23 protein-coding genes are annotated in these 21,288 nt (G+C 58.2%); 17 read left to right on the forward strand and 6 right to left on the reverse strand.

Features of this window, described 5'->3' with window-relative positions; all coding sequences use genetic code 11:
- Positions 1–235: 235 nt before the first annotated feature.
- From AC2TC0_RS15410 to AC2TC0_RS15420, 3 genes are all read right to left on the reverse strand, one after another.
- Complete coding sequence (locus AC2TC0_RS15410; protein ID WP_484718347.1) at positions 236–574, reverse strand: single-stranded DNA-binding protein; 339 nt, start codon at positions 572–574, stop codon at positions 236–238.
- A 322-nt stretch (positions 575–896) separates the two neighbouring features.
- Complete coding sequence (locus AC2TC0_RS15415) at positions 897–1,298, reverse strand: ArsR/SmtB family transcription factor (protein WP_484718348.1); 402 nt, start codon at positions 1,296–1,298, stop codon at positions 897–899.
- Positions 1,295–1,933 (reverse strand): peroxiredoxin, encoded by a 639-nt coding sequence (locus AC2TC0_RS15420; RefSeq protein ID WP_484718349.1) that lies wholly within the window; start codon positions 1,931–1,933, stop codon positions 1,295–1,297. The genes AC2TC0_RS15415 and AC2TC0_RS15420 overlap by 4 nt, the downstream gene beginning before the upstream one ends.
- Positions 1,934–2,022: 89 nt before the next feature.
- Here AC2TC0_RS15420 and AC2TC0_RS15425 point away from each other — a divergent pair, with 89 nt between their 5' ends.
- The 11 genes from AC2TC0_RS15425 to AC2TC0_RS15475 are packed head-to-tail and all read left to right on the forward strand — an operon-like array spanning position 2,023 to position 11,121.
- Positions 2,023–2,940: an MBL fold metallo-hydrolase gene (locus tag AC2TC0_RS15425; protein WP_484718350.1), complete on the forward strand. Its 918-nt coding sequence runs from the start codon at positions 2,023–2,025 to the stop codon at positions 2,938–2,940.
- On the forward strand, positions 2,937–3,398 hold the full coding sequence (locus tag AC2TC0_RS15430; protein WP_484718351.1) for a YeeE/YedE family protein: 462 nt from the start codon (positions 2,937–2,939) through the stop codon (positions 3,396–3,398). The genes AC2TC0_RS15425 and AC2TC0_RS15430 overlap by 4 nt, the downstream gene beginning before the upstream one ends.
- Positions 3,399–3,414: 16 nt before the next feature.
- Complete coding sequence (locus AC2TC0_RS15435; RefSeq protein ID WP_484718352.1) at positions 3,415–3,621, forward strand: YgaP family membrane protein; 207 nt, start codon at positions 3,415–3,417, stop codon at positions 3,619–3,621.
- Positions 3,618–4,028 carry a DUF6691 family protein gene (locus tag AC2TC0_RS15440; RefSeq protein ID WP_484718353.1) on the forward strand — a complete coding sequence of 137 codons (411 nt, stop codon included), beginning with the start codon at positions 3,618–3,620 and terminating at the stop codon, positions 4,026–4,028. Before AC2TC0_RS15435 ends, AC2TC0_RS15440 begins: the two co-directional genes overlap by 4 nt.
- 40 nt (positions 4,029–4,068) lie before the next feature.
- Complete coding sequence (locus tag AC2TC0_RS15445; protein WP_484718354.1) at positions 4,069–5,646, forward strand: bifunctional protein tyrosine phosphatase family protein/NAD(P)/FAD-dependent oxidoreductase; 1,578 nt, start codon at positions 4,069–4,071, stop codon at positions 5,644–5,646.
- 3 nt (positions 5,647–5,649) lie between these two features.
- Positions 5,650–7,419, forward strand: a complete 1,770-nt coding sequence (locus AC2TC0_RS15450; protein WP_484718355.1) for a SulP family inorganic anion transporter — start codon at positions 5,650–5,652, stop codon at positions 7,417–7,419.
- Between the two features lie 11 nt (positions 7,420–7,430).
- A complete protein-coding gene (locus tag AC2TC0_RS15455; protein WP_484718356.1) occupies positions 7,431–7,874 on the forward strand; it encodes a DoxX family protein in 444 nt (147 codons plus the stop codon).
- Positions 7,871–8,626, forward strand: a complete 756-nt coding sequence (locus AC2TC0_RS15460; protein WP_484718357.1) for a hypothetical protein — start codon at positions 7,871–7,873, stop codon at positions 8,624–8,626. The genes AC2TC0_RS15455 and AC2TC0_RS15460 overlap by 4 nt, the downstream gene beginning before the upstream one ends.
- Positions 8,619–10,022 (forward strand): cytochrome ubiquinol oxidase subunit I, encoded by a 1,404-nt coding sequence (locus AC2TC0_RS15465; protein WP_484718358.1) that lies wholly within the window; start codon positions 8,619–8,621, stop codon positions 10,020–10,022. The genes AC2TC0_RS15460 and AC2TC0_RS15465 overlap by 8 nt, the downstream gene beginning before the upstream one ends.
- Positions 10,022–11,020 (forward strand): cytochrome d ubiquinol oxidase subunit II, encoded by a 999-nt coding sequence (gene cydB / locus AC2TC0_RS15470; protein ID WP_484718359.1) that lies wholly within the window; start codon positions 10,022–10,024, stop codon positions 11,018–11,020. The genes AC2TC0_RS15465 and cydB overlap by 1 nt, the downstream gene beginning before the upstream one ends.
- Entirely contained in the window at positions 11,020–11,121 is a 102-nt protein-coding gene (locus AC2TC0_RS15475) for a DUF2474 family protein (protein ID WP_484718360.1), read from the forward strand. Before cydB ends, AC2TC0_RS15475 begins: the two co-directional genes overlap by 1 nt.
- 91 nt (positions 11,122–11,212) lie before the next feature.
- On the opposite strand, the gene AC2TC0_RS15480 is transcribed toward AC2TC0_RS15475, so the two are convergent.
- The 3 genes from AC2TC0_RS15480 to AC2TC0_RS15490 are packed head-to-tail and all read right to left on the reverse strand — an operon-like array spanning position 11,213 to position 11,999.
- Positions 11,213–11,407 (reverse strand): hypothetical protein, encoded by a 195-nt coding sequence (locus AC2TC0_RS15480; RefSeq protein WP_484718361.1) that lies wholly within the window; start codon positions 11,405–11,407, stop codon positions 11,213–11,215.
- A gap of 14 nt (positions 11,408–11,421) precedes the next feature.
- Positions 11,422–11,814 carry a DUF3768 domain-containing protein gene (locus tag AC2TC0_RS15485; protein ID WP_484718362.1) on the reverse strand — a complete coding sequence of 131 codons (393 nt, stop codon included), beginning with the start codon at positions 11,812–11,814 and terminating at the stop codon, positions 11,422–11,424.
- A complete protein-coding gene (locus AC2TC0_RS15490; protein ID WP_484718363.1) occupies positions 11,811–11,999 on the reverse strand; it encodes a hypothetical protein in 189 nt (62 codons plus the stop codon). Before AC2TC0_RS15490 ends, AC2TC0_RS15485 begins: the two co-directional genes overlap by 4 nt.
- Positions 12,000–12,680: 681 nt before the next feature.
- Here AC2TC0_RS15490 and AC2TC0_RS15495 point away from each other — a divergent pair.
- From AC2TC0_RS15495 to AC2TC0_RS15520, 6 genes are all read left to right on the forward strand, one after another.
- Positions 12,681–14,027: a DNA cytosine methyltransferase gene (locus AC2TC0_RS15495; protein WP_484718364.1), complete on the forward strand. Its 1,347-nt coding sequence runs from the start codon at positions 12,681–12,683 to the stop codon at positions 14,025–14,027.
- Between the two features lie 5 nt (positions 14,028–14,032).
- Positions 14,033–15,742, forward strand: a complete 1,710-nt coding sequence (locus AC2TC0_RS15500; protein WP_484718365.1) for an AAA family ATPase — start codon at positions 14,033–14,035, stop codon at positions 15,740–15,742.
- Positions 15,743–15,852: 110 nt separating this feature from the next.
- Positions 15,853–17,019, forward strand: a complete 1,167-nt coding sequence (locus AC2TC0_RS15505; RefSeq protein ID WP_484718366.1) for a hypothetical protein — start codon at positions 15,853–15,855, stop codon at positions 17,017–17,019.
- Positions 17,020–17,112: 93 nt separating this feature from the next.
- Positions 17,113–19,563, forward strand: a complete 2,451-nt coding sequence (locus AC2TC0_RS15510) for an McrB family protein (protein ID WP_484718367.1) — start codon at positions 17,113–17,115, stop codon at positions 19,561–19,563.
- Positions 19,564–19,775: 212 nt separating this feature from the next.
- Positions 19,776–20,306 carry a hypothetical protein gene (locus tag AC2TC0_RS15515; protein ID WP_484718368.1) on the forward strand — a complete coding sequence of 177 codons (531 nt, stop codon included), beginning with the start codon at positions 19,776–19,778 and terminating at the stop codon, positions 20,304–20,306.
- A partial coding sequence (locus AC2TC0_RS15520; RefSeq protein ID WP_484718369.1) for an McrC family protein occupies positions 20,303–21,288 on the forward strand: 986 nt, incomplete at its 3' end. The genes AC2TC0_RS15515 and AC2TC0_RS15520, both read left to right, overlap by 4 nt.

Raw genomic sequence — 21,288 nt, forward strand, 5'->3', positions numbered from 1 at the left:
CCGAGCCGGAATCGAACCGGGCTGAAATTTCTATGGATTTCCGCAAAGTTGATTCAATGTGAGGAATCTGAAAGCCCCCATAAAGGCCCCCAAATTGCTTCGCTTGGATGCTTTTTCGCAGATTCTGGCGTGATTCTGGTTCGTCAAATGGTGATCCTAAACGCAAACTGTGTAGCCGGTTCAAGGAGGATTGGCCAGCACCAGCGGCGGGGAAACCCCGCCGCTGCTCGTTTGATCAGCCATTTGCCTTCTCGTCTGCTGGCTTGCCATTGGCTTTGGCAAGAACGGCAAAGCCATCGGCAATCATGTCCACACCGTAGCGGGTTGCGCCGTCAGCATCGTAGCTTGCCTGACGAACGCGTCCGGTGATGCGCACAAGGTCGCCTTTCTCGGCTTTGGCCAGCCGGTCGCACAGCTTTCCGAACAGGGTAATGCGGTTCCAGTGCGGGTCTGCCTTCCATCCGTCGCCGTCGCGGCGGTTGTAGTTGGCGGCAACCGAGATATGGGTGACGTCTTTGGCAGCGTCGATCTTCCCGATGCGCCCGATGATGTGAAATTCTGCGATATTCTGCATGGCTTTTCTCCTGATTGTGTCAGGGCCTGTCCTGACGGACATGACAGGGCCGCGCGCCGCCCGCGCGCAAGCCAAAAGACGGAGGCTCCATTCTTGGAAACCGTAGGCGTGAAGCGCCGGTTTTTTGCTTGCGCGCACAAGGGTGACGAAAAGCGGGCAGGCGTCCGTTCAATTCAAGGCAGGTCTGAGGTTGAGGGAAAGACCATGCAACCTATAGCCATTAACAAGCGCGCGAAGCTGAACATCTCCGCCGAATGTCGATAGTGTCGATTTCCGCCTGATTTGTTTGCACTACGGCTGCACCATCAATCTTTAACGCCGCTTAGCCGACCCTTGCAAATGCCGCTGCACCGGCAACCGGCTGAGCATTTGCTTCTAAAGGCAGCTTGGTTTGCAACGCCATTTGGACCGACTCCATCATTTCTGGTGCCCCCCCGAATATCGCCTCCATGCTGCGAACGCATAGGCGGACGGCATCGCTCGCCAGATCGTAATAGACCTGCTTTGAAACGCGCCGGGTTTTGACCATATCGGCGCGGCGGAGTTCGGCGAGCTGCTGGCTGAGCGCAGGCTGGCCGATTTTGGTCGCCGCATCAATTTCGCTGACGGTGCGTTCCCCTTCGAACAGGCAGGACAGGATCATGAGGCGCTGCGGCTGTGCATAGGCTTTCAGCTTTTCAACGGCGGCATCGGCAGCCGCGCGGTCGCGGTAGAGTGCGGTCATTCCGCTGCCGCCTTCTGGCAGAACCAGTCAGAAGCGGTGGTGGTTAGTGCAATGTCGGCAGCGGGCGGGTTCATGGTCGCATCGCCCGGTTGCCAGCCTTCGGGCGTCAACACATTGTCCTTCGCAGCGATTTGTAGTGCCGCGACCATCCGCAGCATTTCTTCGACCGAGCGCCCGACATTGTGCGGGTAGCTGGTGATCGCGCGGACCTTTCCATCCGGGTCGATGAAATAGGTGCAGCGGATGGCCGAGCTGTCCTGCGCAAGTTCGTCAATCATGCCGTAGGCCTTGCCGATGGCCATGCTTGGGTCTTCGACAATCGGGAAGGGAACATTGATGCCAAAGGCCTGCTCGATTGCCTTGGCCCAAGCGATATGCGCGTAAAGGCTGTCAACCGAGAGGCCCAATAGCACGCAGTCCAGCGCGTCGAAGCGATCCGCTGCTTTCGCCAGAGCGACGAATTCGGTCGTGCAGACTGGCGTGAAATCAGCCGGATGCGAAAACAGGATCAGCCATTTGCCGCGATAATCGGCGAGCGATTTTTCGCCCATCGTCGTGCGCGCGGTGAAATTGGGTGCCGCGTCGCCAAGTCGCAACGGCCTTGGCGAAGCCGGTATTGATTCCGTCATTGTCATGCGTTGCTCCGGTTGCACAGCTTCCCTCTTGACGCAACTTACATACATGATTACATAGTTCATGTAAATATGAATTTATGAGGTTTTCCGTGACCGACTCAGCTCTTCAGGCCGCAAGCACCCAAATCGCCCATGCCCAATCGGGCGTGCCCCAGATCAAAGCCTTTTTCGACGAAGCGACTTTCACCGTCACTTATGTCGTCCATGATCCCGAAAGCCGCCACGCTGCGATTATCGACAGCGTGCTGGACTATGATCCCGCATCGGGTCGCACCTCCTTCTCTTCGGCAGACGCGGTTATCGCTTATGTCGGGGCGAAGGAGCTTTGCGTTGATTGGCACCTGGAAACCCATGCACATGCCGATCATCTCTCAGCAGCCCCCTATCTCCAGCAAAAGCTGGGTGGAAAGATCGCGATTGGCGAGCATATCGTCACCGTGCAGGACACGTTCGGCGGACTGTTTAACGCTGGGCCTGAATTTAAGCGCGATGGTTCTGATTTTGATACGCTGTGGAAGGATGGCGATCACTTCCAGATCGGCAAGCTCGATGTCACGGTGCTGCACGTTCCCGGCCACACACCCGCTTGTATCGCGTATGTCATTGGCGATGCCGTGTTTGTTGGCGATACGATGTTCATGCCAGACTATGGCACCGCGCGCGCTGACTTTCCGGGCGGCGATGCGCGCAGGCTCTACCAGTCAGCCATGCGGCTCCTCTCCCTGCCTGCGGAAACCCGGCTATTCATGTGTCACGACTATCTGCCCGAAGGGCGCACCGAATATGTCTGGGAATCGACCGTCGAGTCCGAACGAAAGTCCAATATTCACATCCATGACGGCATGAGCGAGGACGCGTTTGTTGCCATGCGCGAGGCGCGCGACAAGACGCTCGCCATGCCGCGCCTGATCCTGCCGTCCGTACAGGTCAACATGCGCGCCGGGCACATGCCGCCTGCCGACGATAATGGTGTGACTTACCTCAAAATCCCGGTCAACGCGGTATGACGCGCTCCATCTCTTTGGCCGGGTTTCCTCACGCGATACCGCTGGAAGGGTTGATCGGCGGATTGCTGATCGGGCTGGCGGCGGCAATCATGCTGCTCGGGCTGGGCCGGATCGCCGGGGTCAGCGGGTTAACCGCGCGCGCGACAGGCATTGCCGATACCGGCGCTCCGCGCAGTCTGGCGATAGCGTTTGTGCTTGGACTGCCTTTGGGCGCGCTGACTGTTGCCGTCATGACGGGCGGCGTTGAAACGCATTTTCCAGCCTCGACGGTTCAACTCGTGGTCGCCGGATTGCTGGTAGGTTTCGGCACACGGCTCGGATCGGGCTGCACCAGCGGGCACGGTGTTTGCGGCATGTCGCGGCTCTCACGGCGTTCGATTGCCGCCACAGCGATTTTCATGGCGTCCGGCTTTGCCACTGTGGCGGCGATGCGCGCCCTTGGCTTCCTCAACGTCTGACTGAAGGAGAATGACGATGACCAAAAACATGGGAACGCTGGACCGAGCGCTGCGCACAATCGTGGCACTCGTCATTGGCTATCTGTGGTGGACCGGCGTGATCGCAGGCACACTCGGCACAGTGCTGGCGGTGGTTGCTGTGGTTTTCCTGCTGACCAGCCTCGTCAGCTTCTGCCCGCTTTATCGCGCGCTCGGCATTTCGACCTGCGGCAAGCGCACATGAAAACAGCCTCGCTCGCTCTGCTGTCCGGTTTGCTGTTCGGTGCGGGCCTTGCTCTGTCGGGCATGGGCGATCCTGCGCGGGTGCAGGCATTCCTTGACCTGTTCGGCAATTGGGACCCGACGCTCGCGTTTGTGATGGGCGGGGCGATGATCCCGATGGCGATTGCCTGGATCATCCAGAAACGCATGCCGCAGCCGCTGGCCTGCGAGAGCTTCGATCTGCCCGGCACCACTTTGCTCGACCGCAAGCTGGTGGCAGGTGCGGTGCTGTTCGGAGCCGGTTGGGGAATTGGTGGACTATGTCCCGGCCCGGCGGTTGCCGACCTCGCCATTGCGCCCGCCAGCGCGGGCATCTTCGTCGCGGCCATGCTGGTGGGCATGGGCGCGCACCGCATCACAACCCGATAATTGCTGACACCGGGCAAAGTTCCGGGCCTGAGGAGACATAATGGACATCACCCAATTGAGCGAGCGCATGAGCGTTTCGCCGCAGATCGACCTTTCAGATTTGGCGGAACTGGCCAGATTGGGCTTCCGTTCGATCATCTGCAACCGACCCGATGGCGAAGAACAGGGCCAGCCTTCTGCTGCGATCATCAAGGCTGAGGCGCGCAAGCATGGGCTGGAATTCGCCCATGTTCCGGCAATATCGGGAGCGGTCACCGCCGCTGATGTCGATGCGATGGTCAAGGCGTTGGCGCGCCTGCCTGCGCCCGTGTTTGCCTATTGCCGGTCGGGCGCGCGTTCGACCAAGCTTTATGAAATGGCGCAGGCCAAGGCGGACAAACCTGCCCAAGCCCATGTCCACGATGTGGTGATTGTTGGAGGAGGCAGCGCCGGGATCGCAACCGCAGCAAGCTTGCTCAAGCGCAATCCAAAGCTCGATATTGCCATCATCGAACCGTCCGAAGCCCATTACTATCAGCCCGGCTGGACAATGGTTGGCGCGGGCGTGTTCGACCGGGATTTTACCCAGCGCAGCGAAGCATCGGTGATGCCGGACAAGGCGACTTGGCTACGCGCCTCGGCATCGGGCTTTGCACCTGAAGATAACAAGGTCATCCTCTGCGATGGCGGCGAAGTCCGTTACCGCGTACTGGTCGCCTGTCCGGGTATCAAGCTCGATTGGGAAGCGATCCCCGGCCTGCCCGAAACGCTCGGCAAGAACGCCGTCACTTCAAACTACGGCTTCGATCTGGCCCCTTACACCAACCGACTAGTCAAGGAATTCAAAGGCGGGCGAGCGCTGTTCACACAGCCGCCCATGCCGATCAAATGCGCAGGTGCGCCGCAAAAATCCATGTATCTCTCATGCAGTCGCTGGGAGAAAGCTGGAGTATTGAAGGATATCGACGTCCAGTTCCACACGGCGGGTGCGGTGTTGTTTGGCGTCGCCGCCTATGTTCCAGCGCTGATGGACTATGTCGAGCGTTATGGCGCGCACCTCAATCTGGAATCGAAGCTCGTTGCCATTGATGGTGCAGCCAAGGTTGCGACTTTCGAGCAAAAGCGCGGCGATGTCGTGTCGCGGGTCGAAGAGCGCTTCGACATGATCCATGTTGTTCCGCCGCAGATCGCGCCTGATTTTGTACGGTCCAGTCCGATTGCGGCAGCTTCAGGCTTTATTGAAGTCAGCGAGGCAACGCTCCAGCATCCGCGCTATCCCAACGTCTTCGCGCTCGGCGATGCCTGCTCCACATCCAATGCGAAGACCATGGCCGCCGCGCGCAAGCAGGCTCCGGTCGTCGCGGTCAACGTCCTTGCCGCGCTCGAAGGCAAGCAACCGGTTGCTGATTATGATGGCTATGGCTCCTGCCCGCTGACGGTGGAAGCGGGCAAGATCGTGCTCGCTGAATTCGGCTATGGCGGCAAATTGTTGCCAAGCTTCCCCAACTGGTTGATCGACGGCACCCGCCCGTCGCGGCTGTCATGGCTGCTGAAAGACACTATCCTGCCGCCGATCTACTGGCATGGGATGCTCAAGGGCCGCGAATGGATGGTCAAACCGCACATGATCGGAGCCTGAGCCATGTCTCTGGGGCGCTACCTGCCCATCCTCGAATGGGGGCGCGGCTATAACAGCACAGTGCTGACCAACGATCTGGTCGCCGCCGCCATCGTTACGATCATGCTGATCCCGCAAAGTCTGGCCTATGCCATGCTCGCGGGTCTGCCGCCGGAAATCGGCCTCTACGCTTCGATCCTGCCGATCGTCGCCTATGCCCTGTTCGGCACCAGCCGCGCGCTCGCCGTCGGCCCCGTCGCGGTCATTTCGCTGATGACGCTGACGGCTGCGAGCAACATCGCGCCGCCAGGCAGCGCTCAGTTCATTGCCGCTGCGCTGGTGCTGGCCTTCATGTCTGGTGCTTTGCTGATTGTCATGGGCGTATTGCGACTGGGGTTCCTAGCCAACCTGCTCTCGCATCCCGTAGTATCGGGGTTCATCACGGCCTCGGGCCTCATCATCGCCACGAGCCAGCTCAAATCGATCCTCGGTATCAAGGCCAGCGGTGAGGCCATGCCCGAATTGGTCCGCACACTCGCCGAAAATGTCAGCAAGACCAATATCCCGACTTTGGTGATTGGTGTGATCGCCACGGCATTCCTGTTCTGGGTCCGTAAAGGTCTGAAGCCGCTGCTTATCAACCTCGGCCTCAAGCCGCGCGTTGCCGATCTGACAGCCAAGGCAGGTCCGATTGCGGCGGTTGCCGTATCAACGCTCGCGGTAGTGCTGCTCGATCTCGAAGCGGCGGGGGTCAAGGTTGTTGGGCAAATCCCGCAAAGCCTGCCGCCGTTCACCATGCCGTTGTTCGATCCGGCGCTTTGGCAGCGACTGGCAGTTCCCGCGTTGCTGCTTTCGGTGATCGGCTTTGTCGAAAGCGTCTCGGTGGCACAAACTCTGGCAGCCAAAAAGCGCCAGCGGATTGACCCCAATCAGGAACTGATCGGGCTGGGCGCGGCCAATGTCGCTGCAAGTTTCACCGGCGGTTATCCGGTGACGGGGGGCTTCGCGCGCTCCGTGGTCAATTTCGACGCGGGTGCGGAAACCCCGGCGGCGGGCGCGTTCACGGCTGTCGGGATTGCGATTGCCGCGCTTTTCCTCACGCCCTTCCTCGCCTCGCTCCCCATTGCGACACTGGCCGCAACGATCATTGTTGCAGTTCTGAGCCTTGTTGATTTCAAGCCGCTCAAGCATGTCTGGCACTATTCCAAGCCCGATTTCGCCGCGATGGCCGCGACCATCCTTGTCACGCTGCTGGCAGGCGTGGAGCCGGGGGTGATCGCAGGCGTCGGTCTCAGCCTCGCCTTGTTCCTTTGGCGGGCATCGCGGCCCCATGCGGCGATTGTCGGGCGCGTGCCGGCAACCGAGCATTTCCGCAACGTGAAGCGCCACAAGGTTTTCACCGACCCGCGCATTCTGACAATCCGTATCGATGAGAGCCTGACCTATTTGAACGCCCGTTGGCTGGAGGAATTCGTGCTCGAGGAAGTGGCGGAGCATCCCAAGCTGCGCCATCTGGTGCTGATGGCATCCGCCGTCAACGCCATCGACGCCTCCGCGCTCGAAAGCCTTGAAGCGATCAACCACCGCCTCTCCGATAGCGGGGTCAAACTGCACCTCTCCGAAGTCAAAGGCCCGGTGATGGATGCACTCGAAAAATCGCACCTGCTCCATGATCTCACCGGAAAAGTCTGGCTTTCGCAAAACGAAGCCTTTGCTGCACTCATTGCACTTGCAGACGAGGAAGACGCGCCCACAAGCGGCGGCGACCTGTGGCTGGCAAGAGGTTTGATTTGAAGGGGATGGCTATGCTCGGTCGTATCGAACAATGGATCACACCCGGCGAACGCACGGCGACGATCATCGAGCCGCTCTTTCGCTTGCTGACCAGCCTGATCTTCATCGTCGGCGGGCTGGGGCATTTTGGCCAGCACAAGGTCATGCTTGAGAGGATGGAGGAATCGCCCTGGGCCAGCACGGTCAACAGGATTGGCGATCCTTCGGTTCTGCTGTGGCTTTCTGGGCTGGCCTTCGTGGTCGCAGGGGTCACATTGGCATTGGGTTGGATGACGCGAGCGTCGGCGCTGGTCCTGTTCGTGACGCTTGTCCCGGTAACGATAGCCGTCCATGTGGTGCCGGATAGCGCGCACGTCGGCCCGCTCTTCAAAAATATCGCAATTCTTGGCGCGCTACTGTTTTTCTGGGCGCGGGGACCGGGTGCTTATGCGCTGGATGGAAAGGTCCGATCATGAAACACGCCGCACTTCTTCCCGCACTGCTGACCGTGGCCACGCCAGCCTTTGCTGAACCAACACCAGTCAAAATCCTTGCTATCAGTCAAGATGCCAAATTTGTCGGCGATTCAATGGGCGGTGTCGAGGTCGTCTTGCGCGATGCCGAAACCGGCAAAATGCTGGCCAAGGGAAAAACCGCAGGCGGAACAGGTGATACCGGCAAAATCATGCAGGCAACGGGCCGCTCGCCATCGCGGGCAACAACGGATGCGGCGCATTTCTCCACGACACTCGACATCGACAAACCAACGCTGGTGCGGGTGGAATTGCGTGGGCCTCTGGGTCGTCCCCTGACGATCCAGCGTGTCGCTTCGGAACGCTGGCTGATCCCCGGCGTTTCTGCTGCGACGGGCGACGGCTGGACGGTCGAATTGCCGGGCCTTGCGATCCAAACTGAAATGGCGGGCGCTATGACGGCAGGCCGCGTTACGCTGCTGACCGCAAAAGTGGCGCTGATGTGCGGTTGTCCGATCACGCCCGGTGGCCTTTGGGATGCCGCCGACTATGAAGTAACCGCAGAATTGCGACGCAAGGGCAGGCTTGCGGAACGATTTCCGCTCCGTTTTTCAGCATCACCCGGCCAATTCAGTGCGGACATCACTCCAGCGAGCACAGGCAAGGCAGAGCTTTGGCTCATCGCCCGCAACACGCGGACCGGCAACAGCGGCGTGGCCCGCATGACCGTCAGAATAGGCAAAAACCATGATTGAACAGGAATGGGCGATCATCCTCGCCCGCGCGCAATTTGCGTTTACCGTCAGCTTCCATTTTCTGTTCCCAGCCTTCTCCATCGGACTGGCGAGCTTTCTGGCTGTGCTGGAAGGGCTGTGGCTCAAAACCGGGAAGGGCGTCTATGCCAATCTCTACCGCTATTGGCTGAAGATCTTTGCCGTCGTGTTCGCGATGGGTGTCGTGTCGGGCATCGTCATGTCTTACCAGTTCGGAACCAACTGGTCGGTGTTTTCGGACAAGGCGGGGCCAGTCATCGGCCCGCTGATGGCCTATGAAGTGCTGACCGCCTTCTTCCTTGAAGCCGGTTTTCTTGGTGTGATGCTGTTCGGAATCAACAAGGTCGGGCGCAAATTGCATTTCACTGCCACATGCGCGGTGGCGCTGGGCACCTTCATTTCGGCCTTCTGGATTCTCTCGGTCAACAGCTGGATGCAAACGCCGGTGGGCCATGAGATTGCCGCCAACGGCCAGTTCGTGCCGGGGCCTAGCTGGTGGGCGATTATCTTTAACCCCAGCTTCCCCTACCGGCTCGTCCACACTGTCATCGCGGCCTATCTGACCACCGCCTTTGCGGTTGGCGCGGTTGGCGCGTGGCATTTGCTGAAGGACAAGGCCAATACCGGCGCGCGCAAGATGTTTTCGATGGCGATGTGGATGGCGGCGATTGTCGCGCCGATCCAGATTTTCGCGGGCGACATGCATGGCCTCAACACGCTGGAACATCAGCCGGTCAAAGTCATGGCGATGGAAGGCCATTTTGACAGCCACCCCGAAGGCGCGCCGCTGATCGTGTTCGGCATTCCCAACAGCAAAGAAAAGCGCGTCGATTATGCTGTGGAGATACCCAAGGCATCGTCGCTGATCCTCAAGCACGATCTGAATGCACCGATGAAGGGCCTCGATACCGTGCCCGATACGGACGAGCCTCCAGTGGCCATCGTGTTCTGGTCATTCCGCATCATGGTTGGCATCGGCTTCGCAATGCTGGGCCTCGGCCTGTGGAGCCTGATCGCGCGGATGCGGAAGGGACTTTACGATTGGAGCTGGATGCACCGCGCGGCGGTCGCAATGGGGCCATCGGGCTTCATCGCGGTGCTGGCGGGATGGGTGACGACCGAAGTGGGGCGGCAGCCCTTCACCATCTATGGCCTGCTGCGGACGAGCGAAAGCGCCTCGCCGCTGGATGCGCCCGCCGTCGCCCTGTCGCTGCTGGCGTTCGTACTGGTGTATTTCGCGGTGTTCGGCGCGGGCATCGGCTATCTGCTCAAGCTGATCAAGAAGCCGCCTGAGGCGCATGAGGCCGCACTCGACGGCGCGCCGATCCGCTCGGCGGGTGTGACGCCCGCGCCTGCCGTTATCGAGGGAGCCGTCTGATGTTTGACCTCACCGTCATCTGGGCCGGAATTATCGGCTTTGCGATTGTCGCCTATGTCATCATGGATGGTTTCGATCTGGGCATCGGCATCCTGTTCCCGTTCTTCAAGGTCGGGCCTGACCGTGACACCGCGATGAACAGCATCGCGCCGGTATGGGATGGGAATGAGACCTGGCTGGTGCTGGGCGGCGGCGGTCTGCTCGCAGCCTTCCCGCTGGCTTATGCAATTATCCTGCCTGCCCTTTATGCGCCGCTCACCGCAATGATGCTCGGCCTTGTGCTACGCGGCGTCGCATTCGAGTTCCGCTGGCGCGACCCGGCGCACCGCGAACTGTGGGACCGTGCCTTTACGCTTGGGTCAAGCGTCGCGACCTTCGCGCAAGGCATCACGCTTGGCGCGCTGCTGCAAGGCATCACCATCAATGGCCGTGCCTATGCCGGGGGCTGGTGGGAATGGCTCTCGCCCTTTTCCGTGCTGTGCGGGATTGGACTGATGGTGGGTTACAGCCTGCTGGGCGCGTGCTGGCTCATCTGGAAGACGGAAGGCGGCTTGCAGCGGCAAGCGGTGACCTACGCCGGACGTCTGGGCATCGCGCTTCTCCTGATGATCGGTCTTGTCAGTGCGATGACCCTGACGCTGGAGCCGCAATATCACACCCGCTGGCTGAGCTATCCCGGGGTCTTGGCGACCGCGCAAATTCCGCTGGCGACCGCGATCGTCACCTTCCTGTTCTATCGCAGCCTGTCCCGCCAGAAGGACGTGCAGCCCTTCCTTTATGCGCTGGCCCTGTTCGGACTTTGCCTCGTCGGCCTTGGCATTTCGATCTGGCCCAATGTGATCCCGGCCCGCCTCACCATTTGGGACGCCGCCGCACCCTATCGCAGCCAACTCTTCATGCTGGTGGGTGCGGGCCTGTTGGTGCCGGTGATCCTTGCCTACACAATCTGGGCCTATTGGGTGTTCCGGGGCAAGGTTGGGACGGATGGGTATCACTGATGCGCCGCGCCAAACAACTTGGGTGGTTCATCGGCATCTGGGCAGCGAGCGTGCTGGCTTTGGCTTTGTTTGGCCTTGTCCTGCGGTCGATCCTCTCCTGACACGACAGCTTAGACAATGAAGAGCACTCCCTGCCATTGACGTGTCCAACCGTCTCGTTGTCGGGTTCTCGCGATAGAGCCTGACTCTGGCTCAAAACATCTCCAACTGATCCCGCATCGGGTCCCAGAAGCCGATATCGAGCGGCTTCTGGGCGCGGCGCGGCTGCATGGGCAGCTGGGCCTGCCAGTTCAACCGCTCGCCAAGACTGACGGGCCTGACGCCGGGCATGACAATCTGGGCCGGATCGGCTCCTTCGAGCCGCGCAACACCCTTACGCTTGGCCATGGCTCCGCCCTCCCTCAATATTCGCTGGCAAGCATGATGGTGAGCACCCGGCGCGTCACCGCCGGATTGGCCGGGTCATTGCTGCCAAAGCGCAGGTCGCGGTCATAGGCGTCGATCTTCCAGAAGACCGTCTCAACCGGCTTGGCCGGTCGCGCGGTCGTCCAGCGACCGGCGCAATCCTGATAGATCGCGCCAAAGTCCCGCTCGCCATAGGGATCGTTATCCGGCGTGAACGCGTCAAACGTCTCGACCAATTCGCGCACCCGCGATTGATCCGCGACCGGCAAGGCCCGAAAGCCCTCGGTCGCCACTGCAACGCAGGCAAGCCCCATTGCCTGCCGCGCCCGATCATTGAGGCAGGCAATCTGCGCGGCGCGTTCGCGGCCCTCGACCGCAACGCCGTTCACTGCAAGCCTCCTGCGCGTTCCTCGCAGATATGGCGTAACAGCCTGAAATCCTCGCGCTCACCCAAACGCTCGGCCAGCCGCTTCACGCATTCAAAGCGCAAGCCATTCTCATTCGCCACCTCGCGCAAATAGTCCTCGCGCGTTTCTGCTCCACAGGCACGGTATTGCAACAGCACATCATCCATGATCCCAATTCCTTTTCGGCAAAGCCGCATTCGACATGCGACATGCGGCCTGCCTTCCGGCGAGGATGGGAGGGGGAGGGAAAACCGGAATCGATGCCCTGGCGCGGGCCAGCGGGCAAAGCCCGCAACACGGGGGTGTCTATTTCCGGTTTCGGGAACGAGAGGGCAAAGCCCTTGGTGTTCCAGACCAAACATGAACAGAGGCGATCAGCCGACCAAACCGCAACGCGGCCAACAACGGCACCCTCGCGGGCGGCGTGACGCAGACGGTCGGTGTGGCGGCAAGCGAAGCGGGGGCAAGGCTGTTGGCCCAACGGGGCAGCGCCGCCAGCCCCCAGCGAAAGCGCGCCCGTCGCCCGTCCGGCAAGGAAAGAGGCGAGAGTGCCACGCGGGTCAGCCAAAGGCACCGCGCCCTCAGGAGCGCAAAGCGCGGGAAAGAGCGCGGCCTCAACCCCTCCCGCTCAACATCAAACGCTCCTGATCGTCACCCGAATGGGCCGGGACACAGGCCCGGTGCGCGCAAGCGAATAGAGCGGGTCGCCCGAAGGGCAGCGCCCTATAAACGCAAAGGGTCTCGACGACGGATTGACACGGGAACAAATAAAGAACACAGAAAGAATCGGATTGGCTTTCAAAGGCAATGCTGTATTCGGAGCGTCAAAAAACGGAGAAAGGGGTAACATGGCCAGAGGAGACGCCGATCAAGAGGCGCTTGCTAAACCGACCGTGCTTGACCTCTTTTGCGGCGCGGGCGGCCTTGCAGAAGGGTTCGCGCAGGCAGGCTACAGAGTGTTGGGTGGGATTGACAATTCGATTCACGCGATCCGAACATTTGAAGCTAATTTTTCAAACGCACAGGGAGTGTTGGCTGATTTACGGTCGCCGGATTTGGATGACTTGGAACGGCAATTCAAGGGTGTTGATGTTGTTGTAGGTGGGCCGTCTTGCCAAGGTTTCAGCACATCGGGAGGGCTTAGCAAGGGCTCCGGACGTGATGAAGCAGACCCGCGAAACAGACTTTTCATAAATTACATAGAGATCGTGGAGCGACTTCAACCGAGTTGGATTGTTTTCGAGAATGTTCCGGGACTTTTGCTTTACGAGAGCGGAAAAGTTGCTCTGGATATAGTCGAAGCGTTCGCCGAAATCGGCTATAAGTTAGTCCCGATGATCCTTCTCGCTGCCGACTACGGGGTTCCACAATTGCGCCGCCGCTTGGTTTTCGTCGGGAATAGGACGAAGCAGGATATTTCGTTTCCTGCTGCAACGCATGGCGATCCAGATTTGTGGAAGGGGTACGCCCTGCCATTCGCGCATTTATCGCGTATCGGACACGGTCGAAGCGACGCGGCTTTGCCTCATGTCACTTTCGACGAGGCCTGTGCAGACCTACCGATTGTAGCTGAGGGCGGAGAAATTGACCGCGCACCGTATCAAATCCCTCCACTCTCTGACTATCAGCAACGCATGAGAACAGGCTCGGAACTGGTGTGTCAGCACGCTTCTGCTGACCTTTCCGCGCTTGATCGGGTTGCTGCGCAGACTTTGGAGCCGGGTCAGAATTGGCGTAATTTGTCGATGGATGTGTTGCCTCCTAGGTTTGCAAAGATCCGTTCTTATGATGCGACAACGATTTTGAAGCGTTTGAGGGGCGATCAGCCAGCTTATACAATTACGACAAAATTCAATGAGGCAACTACAGGCGCTTTCTTGCATCCGACGCAGGCCCGGACTCTGACTTTGCGTGAAGCGGCCCGCCTACAGTCGTTTCCAGACCGATTTTTGTTTTCGGGTTCTGCCGCACAAATACGACAACAGATCGGCAATGCTGTTCCGCCGTTGCTTGCACGCGCTGTAGCCGAAGCAATTTATCCCGACGTAATGTTTGGGAAAACCGGAGTTGTTGTTGGGCCTGTTCGAGATGTGGTCGTCGTAGATAACGCCGTTGGCAAAGCAGATATATTGAAACTACACGGCGCTCGGAAAAGGGGCAAACCCTTGGCGGCTTTGGAAACGGTAGCCGGCTGACCGGTATGCCCTATTTTTCAGAGCAACAGGTCGAAAAGGCTATTGTCTACCTTGGGGAACATGCTCACCAATCCTTGGTCAGCCTGCTTTCTATGCTTCGCATCGGTGTGCCGACGACAGACGATGAAAATTCCGCCATCACATTCGGCGCTCGGCAAGAAAATGAGTTGCTCGATGCCTTCTTTAAACCGGTAGGCGGAAGCGAGGATAAGCCGTTTTATATACCCTTCGGTAATGACGGCGGTAAGCCACGTTGGCATGACGCATCCTATGCGGGCAGCAGCCTGCAACGTCAACGAAAGGATCGGTCCTCGGTTTTCGCCCAGCCCAAGGGTGACAACAAACGGTGGTATCTAAAACCGAGTTATGTCGGTGAAGTCGCTTCTGGTGTGGCAGGAAAAATTGGTGATGACCCAATTTCCTTGCCCGCGCTAGCGGCGTGGATGCTTCGTAAGGCTGAATTTCAGACGATAGACGAAGTGGTCCAGCGGTTGATTGATGAGCTTTCGCTTGATCGTGACGGCTTGATTTCGGCGGGCGGAGTGTTCACCCGCGATGATCTTTCAGGAGTGGGCACGCTCGAATTATCAGACGAAATGATAGACGACGAAGTTCTAATCGACATACTTGCGAAGCATTCGCCAGCGCCCAAGGCAGTTGCAGATAACTCTGAGATGACACCGAGTTCGGGTGGCGTGATTCATTCGGCGGCGTCTCCAGGTTCGTGGGACGTAGATGCAGCAATGCTTGCAAAATCTAGTGGATTGGAAGGAGTCGAGGAACCAGCGAGGCGCGCAATTGCGGCATTGCGTTCCGGGATGCACGTCATCTTTACGGGGCCACCCGGAACTGGAAAAACTACTTTAGCTGAAGCGGTCTGCCGCGCTGCTGGTTTCCCATCTTGGACTGTTCCCGCAACTGATCAATGGACGACGTTCGAAACGATAGGCGGCTATTTCCCCACACCTGATGATTCAAACAGCTCGGCTGACCGGCTGGATTTTTTGCCGGGCGCGGTGGTGGATGCAATCGAACGGCAACGTTGCCTCATCATCGACGAAATCAATCGGGCTGATATCGATAAGGCGTTCGGCGAACTGTTTACGTTGTTGACAGGCAAGTCAGTTACTTTGCCATATCGGCGAAGGTCGGATGCAGGTTTTCACCGCATACGTCTTCAATTTTCCTTTGGCATTGTAGAGGAGGATATTACTGCGATTGCTGTACCGGATTGGTGGCGAATCATTGGTGCGATGAACGATAGCGACAAGGCAAGTTTGAAGCGCCTGTCCTTGGCATTTGTCCGCCGCTTTGCGTTTGTACCTCTCGATATCCCCAGTGCAGAACACTACGGCAACGTGATCGACCGCACATTTGGTGAACTCGATCCCGTGCAGGCTAACAAACTGAGTCACTTACAAGTGTGTGTGCGCGCACTTTTTGTGGATCGCACAGTCGGCCTCGGTGCGATAGGGCTGCCGATGGGACCGGGCATCCCTCTCGCCATGATACGACATGGCGTGGCGGAAGCAGAAATGGATTCGTCCCGTAGTGTCGAAGAGATCGTCCGGTCTTGTATTGATTTGTACCTAATTCCTCAATTCCAAGGCCGACCCGACAAGCACTCAGACATTTCCACGTTGTTGGCACGTTATTATGACGACATTGACGGATTTGAGCGGCATCTTGGCGTTTGGACCGGCGTCGGGGTGTGAGTGACTTACGGACGACGTGGCGCGACTTTATTTGTGCGCCGGATCATCCCTATCGGCATCTCGCAAGTTTGGGTGCCTCGGTTAGAGGTGCAAAGTCAGATTCGTTAGACTTGGCCGATCTCGAGAGCTTTCTTCACAAACTTCGCGCGGAAGCAGATGTCATACTTTTAGCTGATATGGTCGATCTGCTCGATGGACCGTATCTCGAATTTATCCAACGTGACTTGCTTGCTGTATTGGACCAGCTTTCCAATGAAATGGAGCGGCGCGATGAGATCGTCGGGCCGGGCTTGAAAGGCAATCCAAGGTGGGATCGAACGGTGCTTGGCCGGGCAACCCACACATTGCGGCCCGGACTTTTTTATTCGCGCACAGCTTACAGGTCGTTCGATCTTCCGGAAAATGCGCTTTTGCGTTGGCTTGTAGGAAATTTGGTCGAGACCATCCATAAGCTTCAGCGAAGCTCCTCCACGGCGGGCCTGCATCCGTCGCTCGCTATGGTTTTGACCCGTTGCGAAGAAGCGTTAGCTCATCATTGGTTTTCACAACTCGGTCGCCCGCTTGCGTTGACGCCTGCCATGCTGCTCGCTGCCGAGAGGCATCGACGACCTGAATACCGGGCGGCGGCTAAACTGGCCCGGTCGCGGGCTAGGTTAAGCGAGAATGCGCCCGATGCGCGGTGGTATGCGATTCTGATGCTATTGGCAGTGGGTTGGCTGGAACCGGTTGACGATGACGACCTGTTTGAACTCTACGCGTTGACGCTGACCCTTGACGTAATTTCACAAGAGCTGGGGTTTGGCGAACCCGTTGAATACGGGCTAGTCGCGGCGGGTCGAAGCCATGTTGCTGCCTTTGAGGCCAAGAATGGCCGCTTGACCGTTCTCTTCGACCAAAGTCCTGCGGTCGCACTGAAAGGCGAAAGCCGTTACAAGCTGGTAGTCGGAAGCCATTATGGTGTTACGGGAGGATCACGCCGACCAGATGTAACTGTAATATTGGAAGATGAACAGGGGAGCCGTCGTGTGGTGATTTTGGAAGTGAAACGCACCGCCAGCGAACGCTACATAAGTGATAGCATCTACAAAATGTTTTCCTATTTGCACGATTTTCGGAGTTTATGGTTGGCCGATCATCCTCTACCCCGGTCGATACTACTCGTTCCGGAGGGAGTTCAAAAGCGTTCTAACATCAATTTCGTAGAGACAGCTATTGTGTCAGGGGACGATCGTAGTTCGCTGGCGTCAGCTCTCTCGTCTGCATTGCTAAGTAATTGACTCATCAAATCGCATCGCGACTATCTCCCCGTGCCTCGGGTGGACGGCAAGCCCGGCGAAAATAGCGTCCAAGAGTGACGGGGAAGGACAAGAATGCGCGAGGCTGAATTTCGAGAATGGTTGGGCAAACGGCTTTGGAAGGGAAACCCGCTTACGAAGAAGGCCAAGGACAATCGCGTTCGCCGCAGTTTGCGTGCAGAGCGTGGCTTGAAAGGGTTGGGTTTCGAGCAACCCACGCTGGAAAAGGTCTTTGAGGAGGGCGTTTGGGAATCGCTGATCGCTCGATTGTCCGAACTGAAAAGCGATAAATCTGCCGATCTTTCGGTCGTAAGATCGGTGGTTCCACAGGCAGGCGAACCGAGTGGACAGCTTTCAAACATGATCGCTGCCCTGAAACAATATGGCTATTTTCTCGAAGGCCGCGACCCGAACTACGGTGCTGTCAATGAACCAGCCGATGGCGATGACACGCTCGATCTAACGCGAGAATCCGTTGAAGCGGCAATGAAGGCGTATGAACTGAGCGCCAGTGATTTCATGCAGAAATATGCGTTTGCGACCAATTTCGACTATGTTGTTTTCCGACCCGGCGAAGAGGCACGCTATCCGGCAAAGGCAATCTTTCTCGTTGCATATAGCTCAATTCCCGGCAACCCAGACATTACCGTGAAGGGTCAGCGCGACACCTTCGGCGATGCGGAAGGCGGTCCTATCCACTCGGAATTTGTTCGATTGGGCTATGAGATTGAAAGTCGGCGACGTCCAGGTGGCGATGAGGTGCAGGCTGATCGCATCCGCAAACATCTGATCGCCAATCATATCGAACCAGCAAAACGGCGCAACGATGCGACCGTTACCATACGGGCAGGCGATGTTCACAAAGAGCTCGGGCTTTCCAATCAGATGCCGAACGTATGTTCGGCTATCGTAGGGAAAAAGCTGCGGGACATGACCGGACTGCACGAACCGGAAATCATAGCAGGACCAGAAAGCGGGCGAGGCAATAATATGACTTATCGCTTTGCGCTGACCCAAGCAGGTGCGAGCGTGATGATCTCAGACTCCAGTGAAGGCCCCTTCTGGTTTGTCGGTGCGGCGTTCGGAAGGAAGCAAGACCAACTCGACCGTTTCATCCGCGACGGCATTTGGGAAATCGACGCGCCTCAGCAGTGGGACCAAGAAAAGGTTCTTCGAATGCAGCCCGGTCAGCGCATCGCCATCAAATCGACCTATGTCCGGTGGTATAATCTACCATTCGACAACCGCGAACGCGCCGTGTCTTGCATGGCTATCAAAGCCATTGGGACGATTGCGGAAAACGTTGGCGACGGCGCGCGCATTCGTGTTGATTGGGAAGAGGGTTTCGAGCAGCGCGAGTGGTATCACTACACTTACCAGCCGACGATTTGGGAAGTCTATCCGAACAAGGAAATGGCGCGCCGCCTGATCGCGTTCGCCTTTGAAGGCGCTGATCAGGATTACGACTGGTTCTTGGCCAACCTCTCCAAGTGGAAGGACATTGCCGCCGCACCTGCGCCGGAAGCCGATGACGCTCCCGACCCCCGCAAGCGCAATCCAGTAAACCTGATCCTTTATGGGCCGCCGGGAACCGGCAAGACCTATCGCACAATGGCTGAGGCCGTGCGATTGGCGCTCGGCCTTGACGAAGCTGACCCCATCCTGACTGACGTCGAACGGCGCGCAGACCTTCGCGCCGAATATGACCGGCTCGTTGCCCTCGGCCAGATCGGCTTTGCGACCTTCCACCAGAATTATGGCTATGAAGATTTTGTCGAAGGGCTGCGGCCGAAGGCAATGAAGTCTGGTGTTGGATTTGAACTAATTCCCACGCCGGGCGTGTTACGCAAAATGGCGAGTATCGCGGCTGACAGCGATGAAGAGCACGTTCTTATCATCGACGAAATCAACCGGGCAAACATCTCCAAGGTGTTCGGCGAACTGATAACTCTAATCGAGCCGGACAAACGCAAGGGAATGGCCAATGCATTGGCGGTGACGCTACCATATTCCGGCGAAAGCTTCTCGGTCCCTGCCAATCTCCACATTATCGGCACGATGAACACCGCAGACCGCTCCATTGCTCTGCTCGACACGGCGCTGCGGCGGCGGTTCAATTTCCGGGAAATGGCACCGGATGCTGGTATGCTAGGCGAGGCTAGTAATCGCACTGGGATCGATCTTGTCCGCGCCGTGACCACCGTCAATCAGCGTATCGAATATCTGATCGACCGTGACCACCGCATCGGGCACGCCTTTTTTATCGACTGCAAAACTGCCGCAGAGGTCGATGCAGCCATGCGGGACAAGGTAATACCACTGTTGCAGGAATATTTCTTTGAGGACTGGAGCCGTATTCATGCGGTACTCGGCGATGGTTTCATTCGCGAAGACAAACTCGATCCTCCGCCAGGCATTGAGGGGGATCGGGTATCGAGCTGGTCGGTGCTTTCTCCGTTCAAGCCGGATGCCTTTGACCGGTTGCTTGGCAAGGTGGCAAACGCGCCGGAGGAACTTGACGAGTGATTGAGGAGCTTTCCAGCTATCTCCTTCCCGGCATTTCCGTTGACCGGATTGCTGCCGCTCTGGGAGCGGCGGCTGGGCAAGAGCTGGCATCCGGAAAGTTTGGCAGCCCTGAAAGCAGCTCGGCCTTGGCAGTCAACGGCTTTGGCCTCTTCCTCGAAAACCCCGGCGCGCTGCCGCCATTTCCATGTCTGCATGATCTCGATTGGCCCGCATTGACCGTCGATGTCGAGCGGCAGATGCGCTTTCCGTGGTCGGGTGGCCGCCATCCTTGGCTAGACGCAGCCGTCGAAACTGCGAGTCACCTGATTGGGGTTGAATCGAAGCGTTTCGAACCGTTCCGCGATTTCAAACTTGCAAAGCTGTCGCCCAAATACTCATCGTATGATTGGGAAAAGGGCATGGTGCCGTGGTGCGCGATGCGCGACTTGTTGCTGGCGGACCCAGCGGCCTTTCGCCATCTCGATGCGGCACAACTGGTGAAGCACGGCTATGGTTTAGTGGCAGAGGCAAAGCGGCGGGGAAAGTCGCCAGTCCTGCTTTACCTCTTTGCCGAACCAACGAAAGGCCGCGCAATTCCGACCAAAGCGTTTGCCGATCATCGGTCTGAGATTGCCAGATTTGCTGACACGGTAGCGGGATCAACTGTGCGTTTCACAGCCTACTCTTGGCGTGAATGGTTGGAAACGTTTCCGCAAAGCATGGCCGGTCATGCCGAGCGCCTGATTGCCCGGTTCCATCCATGACGCATCTTACCGTCCACGAGTGGGGGCGCATTGGCGTCCACAATGGGACTGGTCAAAGTCCGGAAAAGACCTTCACCCGAAACCAGACAAATGCCTTGCTCCGGGCTGCGCGGTCACACTCGTTGGCCAATCGCTCCGGGACGAATATCCTTGTGGATCGTTACAGCGAGATGTGGACACAGCAGGTAGTCGGCGTAATCGCCGCCCCCGGTTGTAGTCTGGAGATATTGCCGAAAATCGATTCCGCGGCAGAAGAAGGCGACGAGACAATCCGCACGCGCCTTATCTCTATGCTTGATGTCGCGCTCGGCCTAAAACTCGGAGACGGGCAGGCCTTGGCGATGGCGCGTCAAAAGGAAACACTTCTCGATATCCTGATCCGGTTGTTTGCAGACCGCCTGCTGGCTGAAGCAAGGCGCGGTCTTCCCCGCGCCTACATGGCGCAGGAAGAAGATCTGATCGCGCTGCGCGGACGTCTGGAAGTCATTCGCCAGTTCACGCACCATTCTGTGCGACCAGACCGGTTAGCTTGCCGGTTTGATTCACTGATTCCGGATACTCCGTTGCTGCGCATCATGAAGGCTTGCGTCCTGATGTTGCGCCGCCATGCCCGCGCGCTGGAAACGCAGCGCCGTCTTGATGAGCTTCGGTTTCTATTGGCGGAAGTGAGCGATATTCCGGTAAACACCTTGCCTTGGAAACAAGTGCGCATCGACCGAACCAATCGCCGTTGGGAGACGCTCTACGGGCTTGCGAAGTTGTTTTTGAAGCGCGATTGGCAACGCACCGATCACGACGCAAAATCAGGTCAGGGCATCACTTTGCTGTTCGCCATGAACGATCTGTTCGAAGCCTATATCGCTGCGCTCGCCCGGACGGCGTTGCAGGGTAGCGATTTGACCGTCCAATCGCAGGGAGGATTGCGGTATTGCCTGATGGAAGAAGGTGAAGGCGGTAGGGAACGCTTCCAGACGACGCCAGA

It is taken from the genome of Sphingopyxis sp. sgz302558 (assembly GCF_057220455.1).

What these genes read in the sequence shown, in the direction of transcription:
- AC2TC0_RS15455 (WP_484718356.1), top strand. Translation starts at nt 7,431, where the DNA reads ATGCTCGGTCGTATCGAACAATGGATCACACCCGGCGAACGCACGGCG.
- AC2TC0_RS15480 (WP_484718361.1), bottom strand. Translation starts at nt 11,407, where the DNA reads ATGGCCAAGCGTAAGGGTGTTGCGCGGCTCGAAGGAGCCGATCCGGCC.
- AC2TC0_RS15435 (WP_484718352.1), top strand. Translation starts at nt 3,415, where the DNA reads ATGACCAAAAACATGGGAACGCTGGACCGAGCGCTGCGCACAATCGTG.
- AC2TC0_RS15445 (WP_484718354.1), top strand. Translation starts at nt 4,069, where the DNA reads ATGGACATCACCCAATTGAGCGAGCGCATGAGCGTTTCGCCGCAGATC.
- AC2TC0_RS15415 (WP_484718348.1), bottom strand. Translation starts at nt 1,298, where the DNA reads ATGACCGCACTCTACCGCGACCGCGCGGCTGCCGATGCCGCCGTTGAA.
- cydB (WP_484718359.1), top strand. Translation starts at nt 10,022, where the DNA reads ATGTTTGACCTCACCGTCATCTGGGCCGGAATTATCGGCTTTGCGATT.
- AC2TC0_RS15510 (WP_484718367.1), top strand. Translation starts at nt 17,113, where the DNA reads ATGCGCGAGGCTGAATTTCGAGAATGGTTGGGCAAACGGCTTTGGAAG.
- AC2TC0_RS15495 (WP_484718364.1), top strand. Translation starts at nt 12,681, where the DNA reads ATGGCCAGAGGAGACGCCGATCAAGAGGCGCTTGCTAAACCGACCGTG.
- AC2TC0_RS15490 (WP_484718363.1), bottom strand. Translation starts at nt 11,999, where the DNA reads ATGGATGATGTGCTGTTGCAATACCGTGCCTGTGGAGCAGAAACGCGC.
- AC2TC0_RS15430 (WP_484718351.1), top strand. Translation starts at nt 2,937, where the DNA reads ATGACGCGCTCCATCTCTTTGGCCGGGTTTCCTCACGCGATACCGCTG.
- AC2TC0_RS15465 (WP_484718358.1), top strand. Translation starts at nt 8,619, where the DNA reads ATGATTGAACAGGAATGGGCGATCATCCTCGCCCGCGCGCAATTTGCG.
- AC2TC0_RS15500 (WP_484718365.1), top strand. Translation starts at nt 14,033, where the DNA reads ATGCCCTATTTTTCAGAGCAACAGGTCGAAAAGGCTATTGTCTACCTT.
- AC2TC0_RS15460 (WP_484718357.1), top strand. Translation starts at nt 7,871, where the DNA reads ATGAAACACGCCGCACTTCTTCCCGCACTGCTGACCGTGGCCACGCCA.
- AC2TC0_RS15475 (WP_484718360.1), top strand. Translation starts at nt 11,020, where the DNA reads ATGCGCCGCGCCAAACAACTTGGGTGGTTCATCGGCATCTGGGCAGCG.
- AC2TC0_RS15440 (WP_484718353.1), top strand. Translation starts at nt 3,618, where the DNA reads ATGAAAACAGCCTCGCTCGCTCTGCTGTCCGGTTTGCTGTTCGGTGCG.
- AC2TC0_RS15420 (WP_484718349.1), bottom strand. Translation starts at nt 1,933, where the DNA reads ATGACAATGACGGAATCAATACCGGCTTCGCCAAGGCCGTTGCGACTT.
- AC2TC0_RS15450 (WP_484718355.1), top strand. Translation starts at nt 5,650, where the DNA reads ATGTCTCTGGGGCGCTACCTGCCCATCCTCGAATGGGGGCGCGGCTAT.
- AC2TC0_RS15410 (WP_484718347.1), bottom strand. Translation starts at nt 574, where the DNA reads ATGCAGAATATCGCAGAATTTCACATCATCGGGCGCATCGGGAAGATC.